The sequence below is a fragment of the endosymbiont of unidentified scaly snail isolate Monju genome, assembly GCF_000801295.1.
GTDB lineage: Bacteria > Pseudomonadota > Gammaproteobacteria > Chromatiales > Chromatiaceae > MONJU.
Genome location: NZ_AP012978.1, coordinates 1,313,870 through 1,328,549, shown reverse-complemented (window position 1 = coordinate 1,328,549; position 14,680 = coordinate 1,313,870). Strand labels below are relative to the sequence as shown.

Genomic DNA, 14,680 nt, shown 5'->3' with positions numbered 1-14,680 from the left:
ATGCCCTGGCTGGACACCGTGCTGATCGGCATTATCCTGATCTCGGCGCTGATCAGCCTGGCGCGTGGCTTCATCCGCGAGGCCTTTTCCCTGGCCATCTGGATCCTTGCCTTCTGGATCAGCTGGAGTTTCTTTCGCGATCTCCAGGTGCACTTGCAGCCCTGGGTCGGTTCGCCCACGGTGCGCCTGGGGCTGGCCTTTGGCGCCCTGATGCTGGTCACCCTGGTGATCGGCGGCCTGGTCAATTTCCTGCTCATCCAGTTGATCGAGAAGAGCGGCATGTCCGGCACCGACCGTTTCATCGGCATGATCTTCGGCGCGGCGCGCGGTGTGCTGCTGGTCTCGGTACTGGTGCTGTTGGCCGGTCTGACCACCTTGCCGCAGGAGGCCTGGTGGCACGAATCCCGTCTCGTTCCGTATTTCCAGGAGCTGGCCTTGTGGCTGCGTGACCTGCTGCCGCAAGACCTGGCCAACTATTTCCAATATGCTTCTCTCTCTGACATCCAACGGGGGTTGACCTGAGATGTGTGGAATTGTCGGCATCGTCGGCAGGCAGCCGGTGAACCAGTCGCTCTACGATGCCTTGCAGGTGTTGCAGCATCGCGGGCAGGATGCGGCAGGCATCATGACCTGCGAGGAAGGGCGCCTGCATCTGCGCAAGGACAATGGCCTGGCGCGTGACGTGTTCGACAACGAGCACATGATCTCGCTGCGCGGCAATATGGGCATCGGCCACGTGCGCTATCCCACGGCCGGCTGTTCCTCCTCGGCCGAGGCGCAGCCGTTCTACGTGAACTCGCCCTATGGCATCGCCCTGGCGCACAACGGCAATCTCACCAATGCCGAGCAGCTCAAGCAGGAGTTGTTCCGTCAGGACCGGCGGCACATCAATACCGATTCCGATTCCGAGATCCTGCTCAACGTCTTCGCCCACGAACTGGCCAACCAGAGTCGTTCGCTGGCGCTGGATGAGGAAGACGTGTTTCGCGCGGTGGCGGGTGTGCACCGGCGCTGCCGGGGAGGGTATGCGGCGGTGGTGCTGATTCCCAACTTCGGGGTGATCGCCTTCCGTGATCCCAACGGCATCCGCCCGGCGGTGTTCGGCGTGCGCGAGACCGAACAGGGACCGGAGATGATGGTCGCCTCCGAGAGCGTGGCGCTCGACACCCTGGGTTTCGACCGGGTGCGCGATATCGATCCTGGCGAGGCGGTGATCTTTACCCTCGATGGCCGCCTGCTGCATCGCCAGTGCGCGGAACGATGGCAGCGTTCGCCCTGCCTGTTCGAGTTCGTCTATTTCGCGCGGCCCGATTCCATCATCGACGATATCTTCGTGCACAAGGCGAGGCTGCGCATGGGTGAAAAGCTGGCTCGCAAGCTCCAGCGCATGATACCCGAGCACGACATCGACGTGGTCATTCCCATCCCCGACACCAGCCGCACCTCGGCAATGAGCCTGGCGGCACACCTGGGGGTGCGTTACACCGAGGGCTTCATCAAGAATCGTTACATCGGGCGGACCTTCATCATGCCGGGGCAGGCCACGCGCAAGAAGTCGGTGCGCCAGAAGCTCAACCCCATCGATGTCGAGTTCAAGGGCAAGAACGTGCTGCTGGTGGACGATTCCATCGTGCGCGGTACTACCTCGAAACAGATCGTGCAGATGGCGCGCGAGGCCGGCGCCGCCAAGGTCTATTTCGCCTCGGCCGCGCCACCGGTGCGTTATCCCAACGTCTATGGCATCGACATGCCGGCGGCCTCCGAGCTGATCGCGCATGGGCGCAGCGAGGAGGAGGTGTGCGAGTGGATCGGTGCCGACGCGCTTATCTACCAGGATCTCGATGATCTGATCGAGGCGGTGCAGAAGAAAGGTTACACCCACGTCGACCGCTTCGATGCTTCGGTGTTCAACGGCGAGTACGTCACCGGCGACGTGACCCCGGAATACCTGCACCACCTGGAATGCCAGCGCAACGATCTGGCCAAGAGCGAGCGCGACCGGGCGCAGAGCGCCAATATCATCGGGGTGCACAACCATGGCTGATACGGACGACTGGGACATCGCCACGCGCGCCATCCGTGTCGGTCACCGGCGCACGTCCGAGAACGAACATTCCGAGCCCATCTTCGCCACCTCGAGCTTCGTGTTCGGTTCCGCCGCCGAGGCCGCCGCGCGTTTCTCGGGCGAGCAGCCCGGCAACATCTACGCGCGGTTCACCAATCCCACGGTGCGTGCCTTCGAGGAGCGCCTGGCGGCAATGGAAGGGGGCGAGGCCTGCGTGGCCACCGCCTCGGGCATGGCGGCCATCCTCGCTACCTGCATGGGACTGTTGCAGCAGGGTGATCACCTGGTCAGTTCGCGCAGCATCTTCGGCAGCACCGTGGTGCTGTTCGACAAGTACCTCTCGCGCTTCGGCATCCAGACCAGTTATGTCGATCTCGCCGATCTCGCCGCCTGGGAAGCCGCCATCCGTCCCGAGACACGCATGCTGTTTCTCGAGACCCCGGCGAACCCGCTCACCACCCTGGGCGACATCCGGGCCCTGGCCGAGCTGGCACATGCCCATGACTGCCTGCTGGTGGTGGACAATTGCTTCTGCACCCCGGCCCTGCAACGTCCGCTGGCACTGGGCGCGGACATCGTGGTGCACTCGGCCACCAAGTACATCGACGGTCAGGGACGCGCGCTGGGCGGTGCGGTGGTCGGCGATGCCACGCGGGTGGGCGAGGAGGTCTACGGTGTGCTGCGCACTGCCGGGCCGAGCATGAGCCCCTTCAATGCCTGGATCTTCCTCAAGGGGCTGGAGACGCTGGCCCTGCGCATGCGCGAGCACAGCCGCAACGCCGGGCAGCTGGCCGAATGGCTGGCAACACATCCGGCGGTGGAGCGGGTGCACTATCCCGGACTCGAAAGTCACCCCCAGTATGCGCTTGCGCAACGCCAGCAGGATGCACCCGGTGGCATTCTTTCCTTCGAGGTGAAGGGCGGACGCGAGGCGGCCTGGTCGGTGATCGATGCCACCCGCCTGTGCTCCATTACCGCCAACCTGGGAGATACCAAGACCACCATCACGCATCCGGCCACCACCACGCACGGGCGGTTGAGCGACGAGCAGCGCGAGCAGGCGGGCATCACGCAGGGCCTGATCCGCATCGCCGTCGGGCTGGAGGCCGTCGAGGATATCCGCAACGACCTGGCGCGGGGGTTGGATCGGCTTTGAGCCCTCCTGCCAGCAGGCGCGGCGTCCCCGCCGCGAACATTCGGCCCGAGGACGGGCCTCCTACAGGTGGGAGCGGTGTCCCCGTCGTGAAGGATCGGCACTGGGGCGTCCGTTCCGTATCCAACCGGCAGCACGTGCCGAAAGGAGTGAGATCATGACCGAGGAAACCTCTCGTCACCTCCGCTGGGAATCCCGTTACCGTACTGCCGAAGGCGAGCCGCAGCCGGCGCGGGTGTTGCGTGAGCTGGGTTTCCTGCTGCCGGCGCAGGGACGGGCGCTGGACCTGGCCTGCGGGCGCGGGGGCAACGCGCTGTGGCTGGCCTCGCGGGGGCTGGCGGTGACGGCCTGGGACTATGCCGAGGCGGCCATCGTCGACCTGGAAGCCCGCGCCGCACGGCGTGGTCTGCCGATCCGTGCCGAGGTGCGCGATGTCTGTGCCGAACCGCCGCCACCCCGTACCTTCGATGTGATCGTCGTCAGCTATTTTCTCGACCGTGACCTGGCGCCAGCCACCGCCGATGCGCTGCGCCCCGGCGGCCTGCTGTTCTACGAGACCTTCGTGCGCGAGGCGGTCGGTACCGGTGGCCCCACGAATCCCGAATTCCGGCTGGCGCCCAGCGAGCTGCTGCAACTGTTTGCCGGGCTGCGGGTGATCGACTACCGGGAGCATGCGCTGTTCGGCGATACGGTGCAGGGGCAGCGTGACATCGCGACCCTGGTGGCGACACGCGAGGCCTGAATGCCGCGCTATATCGGGGATGAACGGAGCAGGTGATCGACGAAGGCCGCGGCCGCGGCGGAGAGGGCGCGCCGGCGGTGCGAGACCACGGCCAGACGGCGACGGATGCGCAGGCCACGAACCTTCAGTTCGACCACTTCCTGCTGATTCTGCAAGGCCAGGCGGCTGATGAAGGCCAGGTGCCCGGTGGTGACCACCATGCGCAGGATGGAGGGGATGGCGCGCAGCTCCATCACTACCTGGGGTTCCAGTCCGGCCTCACGCATGGCGTTGTCGATCAGCTGGCGCAGGGCGGTGCCGGCCTCGAAACCGACGAAGCCCTCGCCGGCCAGGTCCTGCACTGCCAGGCGACGGCCGCGGGTGAGGGGGTGGTCGCGGCGGGCCACCAGCACGATATCGTCGTCCATCAGAGGGTGGGCCCGCAGTTCCTCGGAGCGCACCGGCAGGGTGATGATGCCCAGTTCGAGGTGGCCGCGGCGTACGTCCTCGGTGATCTCGCTGCTGCCAGCCTCCTTGAGCTGGAAATGCACCTGCGGGTGGTGTCGCTGGTAGGCCGCGATGGCCGGCGGCAGGATGAAGGACACGGCGGTGGCGCCACCGCCGATGCGCACCCGGCCGCGCTCCAGGCCCTGGTGCAGCAGGATCTCTTCTTTCAGGTCCTCCCAGCCGGCGAGCAGGCGGCGACCGGCGGCCAGTGCCAGCCGTCCCTCCTCGGTGAGTTCGATGCCATGGCGATGGCGCACCAGCAGACGCGCACCCAGCTGTTCCTCGTATTGTTGGATACGCCGTGACAACGCCGACTGGGTCAGGCCCAGGCGGTTGGCTGCCCGGGTGATGGAGCCGGTTTCGGCGACGGTCAGGAAAGAACGGGTCAGCTGAAGGTCCATGTCATGCAAAAATAGCATGGATAAAATGAAAAGTATCTGTTTTACGAATGTATGACATCCCGTTAGGATGAAGACAGTCCCGTTACCGTTCTCGGAGGCTCGAGCCATGACGAACAATGGCGAATGGCGCCGTCCGCTGGGTCTGGTCTGTCTGCTCGCCTCGCTGGGGGTGCTGTTCTTCCAGCAGGCCATCGGCCAGTACATCGGCACGGGCGTATTGCCACTGTGGCTGGGGTTGGGCGGGGTTGGCGTCTGGCTGCTGGGCCCAATCCCCGAGGACGCCTGAAGCGAACCGTCATCACCGCATTCCGAATTCTTGAACATCGAGGTACCTGCCATGGCCTTTCTCGAAGACTACCGCGCTCACGTCGAAGAACGTGCCGCCCTGGGCATTCCACCGCTGCCGCTGAACGCGCAGCAGGTGAACGACCTGGTCGAGCTGCTGAAGAACCCGCCGGCCGGCGAAGAGGACTTCCTGCTGGAGCTGATCACCGACCGGGTACCGCCGGGGGTGGACGAGGCGGCCTACGTGAAGGCCGGTTTCCTGGCCGCCATCACCCGTGGGCAGGCCGAATCACCGCTGATCGACAAGCGCCGCGCGGTGGAGCTTCTGGGTACCATGTTCGGGGGCTATAACATCCAGCCGCTGATCGACCTGCTCGACGATGCCGAACTGGGCGAACTGGCCGCCGAACAGCTCAAGTTCACCCTGCTGGTGTTCGACACCTTCCACGATGTGGACGAGAAGGCGAAGGCCGGCAACGCCAATGCCAGGGAGGTCATGCAGTCCTGGGCGGATGCCGAGTGGTTCACCCGCAAGCCCGAGGTGCCCGAGGCGATCACCGTCACGGTGTTCAAGGTCCCGGGCGAGACCAACACGGACGATCTCTCGCCGGCGCAGGATGCCTGGTCGCGTCCCGATATCCCGCTGCACGCACTGGCCATGCTCAAGAACGAGCGTCCGGGAATCACCCCGGACAAGCCGGGCGAGATCGGGCCGATCCGCCAGATCGAGGCGCTCAAGGAAAAGGGCCATCCGCTGGCCTACGTGGGTGACGTGGTGGGTACCGGCTCCTCGCGCAAGTCGGCCACCAACTCGGTGCTCTGGCACATGGGACACGACATTCCCTTCGTCCCCAACAAGCGGCAGGGCGGGGTAGTGCTGGGCAGCAAGATTGCCCCCATCTTCTTCAACACTCTCGAAGATGCCGGGGCCCTGCCCATCGAGGTCTCGGTGGACAACCTGGAAACCGGCGACGTGATCGTGGTGCGCCCTCATGACGGGCGCATCGAGCGAGAGGACGGCAGCCTGGTTGCCGAGTTCTCGCTCAAGACCGAGGTGCTGCTCGACGAGGTGCGCGCCGGCGGCCGCATTCCGCTGATCATCGGCCGTAGCCTCACCGACAAGGCGCGCGAGTCCCTGGGGCTGGGGCCCTCGGACGTGTTCCGTCGCCCGCGTGACCCGGAAGATTCGGGCAAGGGTTTCACCCTGGCGCAGAAGATCGTCGGCCGCGCCTGCGGCGTCGAGGGCGTGCGCCCGGGTACCTACTGTGAGCCCAGGATGACCACCGTGGGGTCGCAGGACACCACCGGCCCGATGACCCGCGACGAGCTCAAGGAGCTGGCCTGTCTGGGCTTCTCCGCCGACCTGGTGATGCAGAGCTTCTGTCACACCGCGGCCTATCCCAAGCCGGTGGACATCGAGACTCAGCACACCCTGCCGGACTTCATGGAGACCCGTGGCGGGGTATCGCTGCGTCCCGGTGACGGTATCATCCATTCCTGGCTCAACCGCATGCTGCTGCCCGATACCGTGGGCACCGGCGGCGATTCGCACACCCGTTTCCCGCTCGGCATCTCCTTCCCGGCCGGCTCTGGCCTGGTGGCTTTTGCCGCCGCGCTGGGCGTGATGCCGCTGGACATGCCCGAGTCGGTACTGGTGCGTTTCAAGGGCAAGATGCAGCCGGGCATCACCCTGCGTGACCTGGTCAATGCCATTCCGTATGAAGCCATCCAGCGCGGGTTGCTCACTGTCGAGAAGAAGGGCAAGAAGAACGTCTACAACGGCCGCATCATCGAGATCCAGGGGCTGCCGAACCTGACCGTGGAACAGGCCTTCGAGCTGTCGGATGCCACCGCCGAGCGTTCCGCCGCGGGCTGCACCATCGATCTGTCCGAAGAGTCGGTGGCCGACTACCTGCGCTCGAACATCGTCATGCTGCGCTGGATGATCGACAACGGCTACCAGGACGCACGCACCCTGGAGCGTCGCGCGCGTGCCATGGAAGAATGGCTGGCCAATCCCAGCCTGCTGCGCGCCGATGCCGACGCCGAGTACGTCGAGGTGATCGAGATCGACATGAACAAGATCACCGAGCCGCTGCTGGCCTGTCCCAACGACCCGGACGACATCAGGCCGCTCTCGGAGGTCGCCGGCGACAAGATCGACGAGGTGTTCATCGGTTCGTGCATGACCAACATCGGCCACTTCCGGGCTGCCGGCAAGCTGTTGCAGGCAGTCGGTGGCGTCATTCCCACGCGGCTGTGGATCGCCCCGCCCACCAAGATGGATGAGCACCAGCTCATGGAAGAGGGGTACTACAACATCTATGGGGCCTCAGGTGCCCGCACCGAGATGCCTGGTTGTTCGCTGTGCATGGGCAACCAGGCGCGGGTGGTACCCAACAGCACGGTGGTCTCGACCTCGACCCGCAACTTCCCCAACCGACTGGGGCCGGGAGCCAATGTCTACCTGTCCTCGGCCGAGCTGGCGGCTATCGCCGCGGTGCTGGGCCGCTTGCCGACGGTGGAGGAATACATGGAGTACGCCACTCGTATCGACAGCATGGCGCCCGAGATCTACCGTTACCTCGAGTTCGACAAGATGCCGGACTTTACCGAGGCTGCCGAGCACGCGAGGAACGAGGTGGTGGTGAATTTCGCACTCTGAGAGATCATGATCTGCAAACGCTGCATCGTATCCGGCCGTGTTCAGGGGGTCTGGTATCGCGACACCACGCGGCGCAAGGCGCTGGAACTGGAGTTGTCGGGCAGCGCGGTCAACCTGCCTGACGGCACGGTGGAGGTGATCGCCTGCGGTGAGCCGCAGGCGGTTGCCGCCCTGTGCGACTGGTTGTGGGAGGGTTCGCCCCTGTCACAGGTGACCGAGGTGCGTTGTGTCGATTGGACCGGCGAGCCGTCGGCGGACTTTACCATCGGTTAGTCGCATGGGCCGCAAGAAGCGCCTGATCGCGCGCCTGCATCACCTGATCGACCGCATCGAGCCGTTGTTGCCGCACGGGTCCGGTATGCCTGACTGGTCCTGCGAGGCCTTTCGCTGGCAGGACGGTGGTCTGGTCGGTGTGCGCGAGCCGCACCGGGTCGCACTGGATGACCTGCTCGGCATGGACCGGCAGAAGGCCGAGGTGCTGCGCAACACCGCCAACTTCGTGGCCGGTCGCCCGGCCAATCACGTGCTGCTCTGGGGGCGCGCGGCACCGGCAAGTCCAGCCTGGTGAAGGCCGTGTTCCATGCCCTGGCCGGCCAGGGGCTGCGCCTCATCGAGATCGAACCGGCCGAGCTGCGGCACCTGCCGTCGCTCACCGAGCTGCTGAGGTCTCGTTCCGAGCGCTTCCTGCTGTATTGCGATGACCTCTCTCCTTCGAGGCCGATGACCCGTCCTACAAGACGCTCAAGGCCCTGCTCGAGGGCTCCATCGCGGCGCCGCCGGAGAATCTGCTGCTGTACGCGACCTCCAACCGGCGTCACCTGATGCCCGAGTTCATGGAAGAGAACCGCCAGACCCGCTATGTGGATGGCGAGGTCCATCCCGGCGAGGCGATCGAGGAGAAGGTGTCGCTGTCCGAACGCTTCGGTCTCTGGCTGTCTTTCCATCCCTTCGACCAGGTGCAATACCTGGCGATCTGCGCGCACTGGATCGCACGCCTGGGCAATGGCCCGGTGGAAGAGGGCATCTGGCGCGACCAGGCCCTGCGCTGGGCCACCCAGCGTGGTTCACGCTCGGGGCGGGTGGCGCGCCAGTTCGCGATCGACTGGCTGGGCAGACAGACCGAGGTCTGAGCGGCTTCAGGCGCGGGCGCGCAGGTCGCGTACCCAGTACAGGGTGGCGCCGGCCACCGAAGCCGGCATGGCGACGAAGCCGAGCACCAGCATCATCCCGGTTACCCCGGCGCCGAAGGCCAGGCTCTTGAAACGGCGCTGGCGCAGCAGTTCACGCTGGCGCTGTGGCGGCAGGTCGTGATTGGCCATGGGATAGTCGAGGTATTCCAGGGTCAGGAACCAGAAGCCGGCGAGCAGCCACAGCGCGGTGACCACCAGGTTGAGCCCCGGGATCAGTGCGGAGACCGCGAGCAGGATCAGCAGCGGCACCATGCGCGAGGCCATGTACAGCAGCTTGTTCAGTTCGGCACGCACCGCCGGGCCGATGGCAGCCAGCACGCCGGTCTGTGCGCCTTCGGGGCGTTGCCCGGTGAGGTGTTCCTCGAGCCGTGCCGCCAGCACGCTGTTGAAAGGCGAGGCGATCAGGTTGGCGAGGATGGTGAAGCCATAGAACATGAGCATGGCGTAGGCCAGGGCGAACACCACCCAGAGTACCGGGCGCAGGAAGCTCCACCAGGCGTCTTCCGGCAGGTAGTGGTTCATGAAGCCGTCGAAGTAATGCGTGCCCAGCCAGGCGAGCAGCCAGAAGATCACGATGTTGAGCAGCAGGGGCACCATCACGTAGCGCCGGAAGCCCGGGCGGAACACCAGGCGCAGTCCCTGCAGGGGAAGCAGCAGGCCGTCGATCAGTCCATTCATGGCAGGAACACTCCTTCGTTGTACAGCAGTTCGGTCAGGCGGATCAGCGGCAGGCCGATCAGGGCATTGGGGTCGTCCCCCTCGAGCCGCCGGAACAGGGTGATACCCAGTCCTTCCGACTTGAAGCTGCCGGCACAGTTCAGTGGTTGTTCGCGGTCGATGTAACGCGTGATCTGGTGTGTGTCCAGCTCGCGGAAGTGTACCCGGAAAGGTTCGCAGACGACCTGGCTGCGGCCGCTGCGGCTGTTGTACAGACACAGGCCGGTGAAGAAGGTCACCACCTTGCCCGAGGCGCGCTGCAACTGCGCGATGGCGCGTTCGCGTTCGCCCGGTTTGCCCAGGATCTCGCCGTCGATCACCGCCACCTGGTCGGAACCGATGATCAGGCTGTCGGGATGCCGGCCTGCCACGGCTTCGGCCTTGGCGCGGGCGAGGCGTTGCACCAGCGCCTCGGCTGCCTCGTCGGGCAGGCGGCTTTCGTCCACCGCCGGCGAGTCGGTTTCGAATGGCAGGCCCAGACGGGTCAGCAATTGCGCGCGAAAGGGCGAGGTCGAGGCGAGTACCAGGTTGATCGACATGGTTGCGGAAAAGGCTGGTCAGACAAGGGCGCGCAGTGTAGCAGATGGCGGCGCGGGCGCCGCAGGGTCGGGGCCGGTCCCAGGATTCGATATCCAGTTCGGGATTTCTTGCCCTGGGCCCGAATTCCCGTCCCGGAGTGAATTCCAGTAGAATGCCGCCCGTCACGCCGAATCACGATCACGTCGCTCCGGGGCGGCGTCCGACACAGGAGGGATCATGGCGCTATCCGAGATGTTGATGTCCGGCCTCGAGTTGATGGTGCTCGGCATGGGCATGGTATTCATGTTCCTGGCGGTGCTGATCGTGGTCATGCGCGGCATGAGCGTGCTGGCCGCGCGCCTGGAGGGCGAGGTCGAGCCGCCGGAAGCCAAGCCGCTGGCCGTGAGTGCCGGCGCCGCGTCCGATCTCCGTCTGATCGCTGCCATCAGTGCCGCTGTCACCCGTTACCGTTCCACGCGTGGCGCCTGAGCGCCCGCCCAGCATCAAGAGTCTCTCCATGCCCGAGAACAAGCTTGCCCTGACCGAGGTGGTGCTGCGCGATGCCCACCAGTCGTTGTTCGCCACGCGCATGCGCCTGGACGATATGCTGCCCATCGCCGAGAAGCTCGATCGCGTCGGCTTCTGGTCACTGGAGACCTGGGGTGGAGCCACGTTCGATGCCTGCATTCGCTACCTGGGTGAAGACCCCTGGGAACGGTTGCGCGCGCTCAAGCAGGCCATGCCCAACACGCCGCAGCAGATGCTGTTCCGCGGCCAGAACATCCTGGGCTATCGGCACTACGCCGACGATGTGGTGCGCAAGTTCGTCGAGCGCGCGGCGGTGAACGGCATCGATGTGTTCCGTATCTTCGACGCCATGAACGACCTGCGCAATCTCGAGACCGCGGTGCGCGCCACGCTGGAGGTCGGCAAGCACGCCCAGGGAGCCATGTCCTACACCGTCAGCCCGGTGCACGACCTGGACTACTGGCTGAACATGGCGCGCGGCCTGGAAGACATGGGTTGTCACTCCATCTGCATCAAGGACATGGCCGGGCTGCTCACCCCGCATACCGCCTTCGAGCTGGTCAGCCGCCTGAAGCAGACGGTCTCCATTCCGGTAGCGCTGCATTCGCACGCGACCACCGGCATGAGCACCGCGGCCATCCTCAAGGCCGCCGAAGCCGGCGTGGACATGGTCGATACCGCCATCTCCTCGATGGCCATGACCTACAGTCATTCGGCCACCGAATCGGTGGTCGCCATCCACGCGGGGGGCGAGCGCGACACTGGCCTCGACCTGGCGCTGCTCGAGGAGATCGCCGCACATTTCCGCGAAGTGCGCGCGCGCTATGCGAAGTTCGAGGGTTCGCTCAAGGGCATCGACTCGCGCATCCTGGTGGCCCAGGTGCCCGGCGGCATGCTCACCAACATGGAGAACCAGTTGCGGGAGCAGAATGCCGCCGACCGCTTGGACGAGGTGCTGGCCGAGATCCCACGGGTGCGCAAGGATCTGGGTTATATCCCGCTGGTCACGCCGACCTCGCAGATCGTCGGCACCCAGGCGGTGCTCAATGTGCTCACCGGCGAGCGTTACAAGACCATCACCAAGGAGACCGCCGGGGTGCTGCGTGGAGAGTACGGCGCCACACCCGCGCCGGTGGACGCGGCGCTCCAGGCGCGCGTGCTCGAAGACGATGAAGAGCCGATCGTCTGTCGTCCGGCCGACCGGCTGGAGAATGAACTGGACAGCCTGGTCGAACAGTTCGACGCCCTGGCCCGCGAAAAGGGCTTCCGGGTGGCCGAAAACAAGATCGACGACGTGCTCACCTGGGCATTGTTCCCGCAGGTGGGCTTGAAGTTCCTCGATCACCGCGACGATCCCTCGGCCTTCGAGCCGGTACCGGGCAGCGAGCCGGAACCCGCGGCCGTCACCGCCCTGGCGGCGTCCGCTACAGGTGGCCCCGAGTCCTACCAGGTGATCGTCGATGGCCATGCCTACAGCGTCACCGTGGGGCCGGACGGCAGTCTCGACCAGATGGTGCCAACGAATGCCGCCCCGGCCGCCCCGGCCGCTGCGCCGGCTGCAGGCGGCAACGGCGCGGGCCAGCCGGTGCCTTCGCCGCTGGCTGGCACCATCTTCAAGGTCAAGGTGGCCGAGGGCCAGGTCGTGCGCTCCGGTGAGGTGGTGATGGTGCTCGAGGCCATGAAGATGGAGACCGAGGTGCGTTCGCCCGCCGATGGCACGGTGCGTTCGGTCGCGGTCAAGGAAGGGGACGCCGTTCAGGTCGGCGACACCCTGCTCAGTCTGGCCTGAGGCGCGGTCATGGAAGCCGGTTTCGAGGCGCTCTGGCAGTCGATGGGGATTGCCAACATGGGTTGGGGGCAGGCGCTGATGCTCTGTGTCGGTGGCCTGTTGATGTATCTGGCCATCCGCAAGGGCTTCGAGCCTCTGTTGCTGCTGCCCATCGGTTTTGGCTGCGTGCTGGCCAACATCCCGGTCGCCGGGCTGGCCGAGGACGCGGTGGGACATCTGCTGGCCGAGGGCACCCCGGAGCAGCTCGCACTGCTGGCGCAGGCCATCGGCAGTCCCGTGGCGCAGGTGGCCGAGGCCTGGAAGCATGCCAGCCCGGCGCAGCATGCGGCCGGCCTGCTCGCCGCCGAGGGCATGGGCTACGAGTCGGGCATGCTGCGCATGTTCTACGACGTGGCCATCGGCTCCGGCGTGGCCCCGCTGCTGATCTTCATGGGGGTAGGGGCGCTGACCGACTTCAGCGCCCTGATCGCCATGCCGCGCACCCTGTTGCTGGGCGCGGCGGCCCAGTTCGGCATCTTCGCCACCCTGCTGGGGGCGCTGGCGCTCGACCTGGTGCCCGGTTTCGACTTCAGCCTGGCCGACGCCTCGGCGATCGCCATCATCGGCGGCGCGGACGGGCCGACGGCGATCTTCGTGGCTTCCAAGCTGGCGCCCGACCTGCTCGGCGCCATCGCCGTGGCGGCCTATTCCTACATGGCACTGGTGCCCATCACCCAGCCGCCGATCATGCGTCTGCTCACCACCGAGGCCGAGCGCCGGGTGGAGATGTCGCAACTGCGCCCGGTGGGCAAACTGGAGAAGATCCTGTTTCCGCTCACCGTGCTGGCGCTGTGCGCCCTGTTCCTGCCTTCGGCCGCGCCGCTGATCGGCATGCTCACCTTCGGCAACCTGTTGCGCGAGTCGGGTGTGGTGGAGCGTCTGAGCAAGGCGGCACAGAACGAGATCATCAACATCGTCACCATCATCCTCGGGCTGTCGGTGGGTTCCAAGCTGCAGGCCGACAAGTTCCTGAGCGTGGAGACGCTCGGCATCCTGGCGTTGGGAGCGATCGCCTTTTCCATTGGCACGGCTGCCGGGGTGCTGATGGGCAAGCTGATGCACCGCCTCTCCGGTGGGCAGGTGAACCCACTGATCGGTGCAGCCGGGGTGTCGGCGGTCCCCATGGCCGCGCGGGTGGTGAACAAGGTGGGTCTGGAGGCCAACCATCACAACTTTCTGCTGATGCACGCCATGGGGCCCAACGTGGCCGGCGTGATCGGCTCGGCGGTCGCTGCGGGCGTCCTGCTGGCGGTCGTAGGGCACTGATTTGCCGATAGTTTCAGTGTTCGCCCGGGGAGCGCTTGCCGGTCAGGCGAAGGTTGCTATTTTTTTAGTATTTTCATAGAATTGCGCGCTTATGTTGTCGCAGCTTCCTGAACAGGCCGATCCCCGGCGGCTATGCGAGCAGGGGAAACGCTACGAAGGGCGCGTCGCATTGCAGGATCTGGCTCGTCTGGCGCCGCTTCTGACCTCCACGGAGGGCGAGGCGGCGTTTACGTTGGCGTTCGACCACGACGAGACCAACCGCCCGCGTGTGCGCGGCACGGTGCGTGCCGAGTTGCAGGTGTGCTGCCAGCGTTGCCTGCAGAGCATGCCGCTGGCGGTGGACGCGGCCTTCCAGCTCAGTCCGGTGACGGGTCTGGGCGAGGCCGAGCGTCTGCCGGCGGAGTACGAGCCGCTGCTGCTCGACGAGCGTCTGCTGCGCCCGATGGACCTGGTCGAGGACGAGTTGATCCTGGCCATCCCACCGGCACCGCGGCATGCGGCCGCCGATTGCGGTGTGGACCTGGCCGATTACCGGCAGGAGTCCGCCCCGGAGGCGTCGCAACGGAAGGAAAGTCCTTTCGCCGCCTTGCGGGCGCTGAAGCGCGACAGCGACGACTGAATTCGAAAACGATTGTCCCTCAGGAGACGAACATGGCAGTCCAACAGAACCGCAAGACCCCTTCCAAGCGCGGCATGCGCCGCTCGCACGATGCGCTCAAGCCCGAGACCCTGTCGGTCGATCCGACCTCCGGCGAGACCCACCTGCGTCACCACGTGACCCCGGACGGCTTCTACAAGGGCCGCAAGGTCGTGGACAAGTAAACGGGCCGTGATG

Annotated in this window: 15 protein-coding genes and 1 pseudogene; 13 read left to right on the top strand and 3 right to left on the bottom strand. The window is 65.8% G+C overall.

The window, feature by feature from the left end:
* The 4 genes from EBS_RS06340 to EBS_RS06325 all read left to right on the top strand — a co-directional run bounded on the left by EBS_RS06340 (nucleotide 1) and on the right by EBS_RS06325 (nucleotide 3,960).
* Complete coding sequence (locus tag EBS_RS06340; protein WP_043107843.1) at nucleotides 1–522, top strand: CvpA family protein; 522 nt, start codon at nucleotides 1–3, stop codon at nucleotides 520–522.
* A gap of 1 nt (nucleotide 523) precedes the next feature.
* Nucleotides 524–2,044 carry an amidophosphoribosyltransferase gene (gene purF, locus EBS_RS06335; RefSeq protein ID WP_043107841.1) on the top strand — a complete coding sequence of 507 codons (1,521 nt, stop codon included), beginning with the start codon at nucleotides 524–526 and terminating at the stop codon, nucleotides 2,042–2,044.
* Nucleotides 2,037–3,221: an O-succinylhomoserine sulfhydrylase gene (locus tag EBS_RS06330; protein ID WP_043107840.1), complete on the top strand. Its 1,185-nt coding sequence runs from the start codon at nucleotides 2,037–2,039 to the stop codon at nucleotides 3,219–3,221. Before purF ends, EBS_RS06330 begins: the two co-directional genes overlap by 8 nt.
* Before the next feature lie 154 nt (nucleotides 3,222–3,375).
* Nucleotides 3,376–3,960: a class I SAM-dependent methyltransferase gene (locus EBS_RS06325; protein ID WP_043107839.1), complete on the top strand. Its 585-nt coding sequence runs from the start codon at nucleotides 3,376–3,378 to the stop codon at nucleotides 3,958–3,960.
* 8 nt (nucleotides 3,961–3,968) lie between these two features.
* On the opposite strand, the gene EBS_RS06320 is transcribed toward EBS_RS06325, so the two are convergent.
* A complete protein-coding gene (locus tag EBS_RS06320) occupies nucleotides 3,969–4,847 on the bottom strand; it encodes a LysR family transcriptional regulator (RefSeq protein WP_043107836.1) in 879 nt (292 codons plus the stop codon).
* Between the two features lie 106 nt (nucleotides 4,848–4,953).
* On the opposite strand from EBS_RS06320, the gene EBS_RS13980 reads away from it, so the two are divergent.
* The 4 genes and pseudogenes from EBS_RS13980 to EBS_RS06300 all read left to right on the top strand — a co-directional run bounded on the left by EBS_RS13980 (nucleotide 4,954) and on the right by EBS_RS06300 (nucleotide 8,927).
* Nucleotides 4,954–5,133 (top strand): hypothetical protein, encoded by a 180-nt coding sequence (locus EBS_RS13980; RefSeq protein ID WP_043107834.1) that lies wholly within the window; start codon nucleotides 4,954–4,956, stop codon nucleotides 5,131–5,133.
* Between the two features lie 51 nt (nucleotides 5,134–5,184).
* Nucleotides 5,185–7,797: a bifunctional aconitate hydratase 2/2-methylisocitrate dehydratase gene (gene acnB, locus EBS_RS06310; RefSeq protein ID WP_043109368.1), complete on the top strand. Its 2,613-nt coding sequence runs from the start codon at nucleotides 5,185–5,187 to the stop codon at nucleotides 7,795–7,797.
* Between the two features lie 6 nt (nucleotides 7,798–7,803).
* A complete protein-coding gene (locus EBS_RS06305) occupies nucleotides 7,804–8,070 on the top strand; it encodes an acylphosphatase (protein WP_043107833.1) in 267 nt (88 codons plus the stop codon).
* A 4-nt stretch (nucleotides 8,071–8,074) separates the two neighbouring features.
* Nucleotides 8,075–8,927 (top strand): annotated as a pseudogene (locus tag EBS_RS06300) (ATP-binding protein).
* A gap of 6 nt (nucleotides 8,928–8,933) precedes the next feature.
* On the opposite strand, the gene cysZ reads toward EBS_RS06300, so the two are convergent.
* Nucleotides 8,934–9,665 carry a sulfate transporter CysZ gene (cysZ, locus tag EBS_RS06295; RefSeq protein ID WP_043107832.1) on the bottom strand — a complete coding sequence of 244 codons (732 nt, stop codon included), beginning with the start codon at nucleotides 9,663–9,665 and terminating at the stop codon, nucleotides 8,934–8,936.
* Nucleotides 9,662–10,243 carry a Maf family protein gene (locus EBS_RS06290; protein ID WP_043107831.1) on the bottom strand — a complete coding sequence of 194 codons (582 nt, stop codon included), beginning with the start codon at nucleotides 10,241–10,243 and terminating at the stop codon, nucleotides 9,662–9,664. Before EBS_RS06290 ends, cysZ begins: the two co-directional genes overlap by 4 nt.
* A 217-nt stretch (nucleotides 10,244–10,460) precedes the next feature.
* On the opposite strand from EBS_RS06290, the gene EBS_RS06285 reads away from it, so the two are divergent.
* From EBS_RS06285 to rpmF, 5 genes are all read left to right on the top strand, one after another.
* Nucleotides 10,461–10,712 (top strand): OadG family protein, encoded by a 252-nt coding sequence (locus EBS_RS06285; protein ID WP_043107830.1) that lies wholly within the window; start codon nucleotides 10,461–10,463, stop codon nucleotides 10,710–10,712.
* A 28-nt stretch (nucleotides 10,713–10,740) separates the two neighbouring features.
* The gene (oadA, locus tag EBS_RS06280; protein WP_043107829.1) at nucleotides 10,741–12,540 is read left to right on the top strand and encodes a sodium-extruding oxaloacetate decarboxylase subunit alpha; all 1,800 of its coding nucleotides are present in this window, start codon (nucleotides 10,741–10,743) and stop codon (nucleotides 12,538–12,540) included.
* Nucleotides 12,541–12,549: 9 nt separating this feature from the next.
* Entirely contained in the window at nucleotides 12,550–13,845 is a 1,296-nt protein-coding gene (locus EBS_RS06275; RefSeq protein WP_043107828.1) for a sodium ion-translocating decarboxylase subunit beta, read from the top strand.
* 91 nt (nucleotides 13,846–13,936) lie between these two features.
* A complete protein-coding gene (locus tag EBS_RS06270) occupies nucleotides 13,937–14,464 on the top strand; it encodes a YceD family protein (RefSeq protein WP_043107827.1) in 528 nt (175 codons plus the stop codon).
* A gap of 32 nt (nucleotides 14,465–14,496) precedes the next feature.
* The gene (gene rpmF, locus EBS_RS06265) at nucleotides 14,497–14,667 is read left to right on the top strand and encodes a 50S ribosomal protein L32 (protein WP_043107826.1); all 171 of its coding nucleotides are present in this window, start codon (nucleotides 14,497–14,499) and stop codon (nucleotides 14,665–14,667) included.
* The last annotated feature ends 13 nt before the right edge of the window (nucleotides 14,668–14,680 follow it).

Bases quoted from the DNA above. Each gene is read 5' to 3' on its own strand.
- EBS_RS06340 (WP_043107843.1), top strand. From the start codon at position 1: ATGCCCTGGCTGGACACCGTGCTGATCGGCATTATCCTGATCTCGGCG.
- purF (WP_043107841.1), top strand. From the start codon at position 524: ATGTGTGGAATTGTCGGCATCGTCGGCAGGCAGCCGGTGAACCAGTCG.
- EBS_RS06330 (WP_043107840.1), top strand. From the start codon at position 2,037: ATGGCTGATACGGACGACTGGGACATCGCCACGCGCGCCATCCGTGTC.
- EBS_RS06325 (WP_043107839.1), top strand. From the start codon at position 3,376: ATGACCGAGGAAACCTCTCGTCACCTCCGCTGGGAATCCCGTTACCGT.
- EBS_RS06320 (WP_043107836.1), bottom strand. From the start codon at position 4,847: ATGGACCTTCAGCTGACCCGTTCTTTCCTGACCGTCGCCGAAACCGGC.
- EBS_RS13980 (WP_043107834.1), top strand. From the start codon at position 4,954: ATGACGAACAATGGCGAATGGCGCCGTCCGCTGGGTCTGGTCTGTCTG.
- acnB (WP_043109368.1), top strand. From the start codon at position 5,185: ATGGCCTTTCTCGAAGACTACCGCGCTCACGTCGAAGAACGTGCCGCC.
- EBS_RS06305 (WP_043107833.1), top strand. From the start codon at position 7,804: ATGATCTGCAAACGCTGCATCGTATCCGGCCGTGTTCAGGGGGTCTGG.
- cysZ (WP_043107832.1), bottom strand. From the start codon at position 9,665: ATGAATGGACTGATCGACGGCCTGCTGCTTCCCCTGCAGGGACTGCGC.
- EBS_RS06290 (WP_043107831.1), bottom strand. From the start codon at position 10,243: ATGTCGATCAACCTGGTACTCGCCTCGACCTCGCCCTTTCGCGCGCAA.
- EBS_RS06285 (WP_043107830.1), top strand. From the start codon at position 10,461: ATGGCGCTATCCGAGATGTTGATGTCCGGCCTCGAGTTGATGGTGCTC.
- oadA (WP_043107829.1), top strand. From the start codon at position 10,741: ATGCCCGAGAACAAGCTTGCCCTGACCGAGGTGGTGCTGCGCGATGCC.
- EBS_RS06275 (WP_043107828.1), top strand. From the start codon at position 12,550: ATGGAAGCCGGTTTCGAGGCGCTCTGGCAGTCGATGGGGATTGCCAAC.
- EBS_RS06270 (WP_043107827.1), top strand. From the start codon at position 13,937: ATGTTGTCGCAGCTTCCTGAACAGGCCGATCCCCGGCGGCTATGCGAG.
- rpmF (WP_043107826.1), top strand. From the start codon at position 14,497: ATGGCAGTCCAACAGAACCGCAAGACCCCTTCCAAGCGCGGCATGCGC.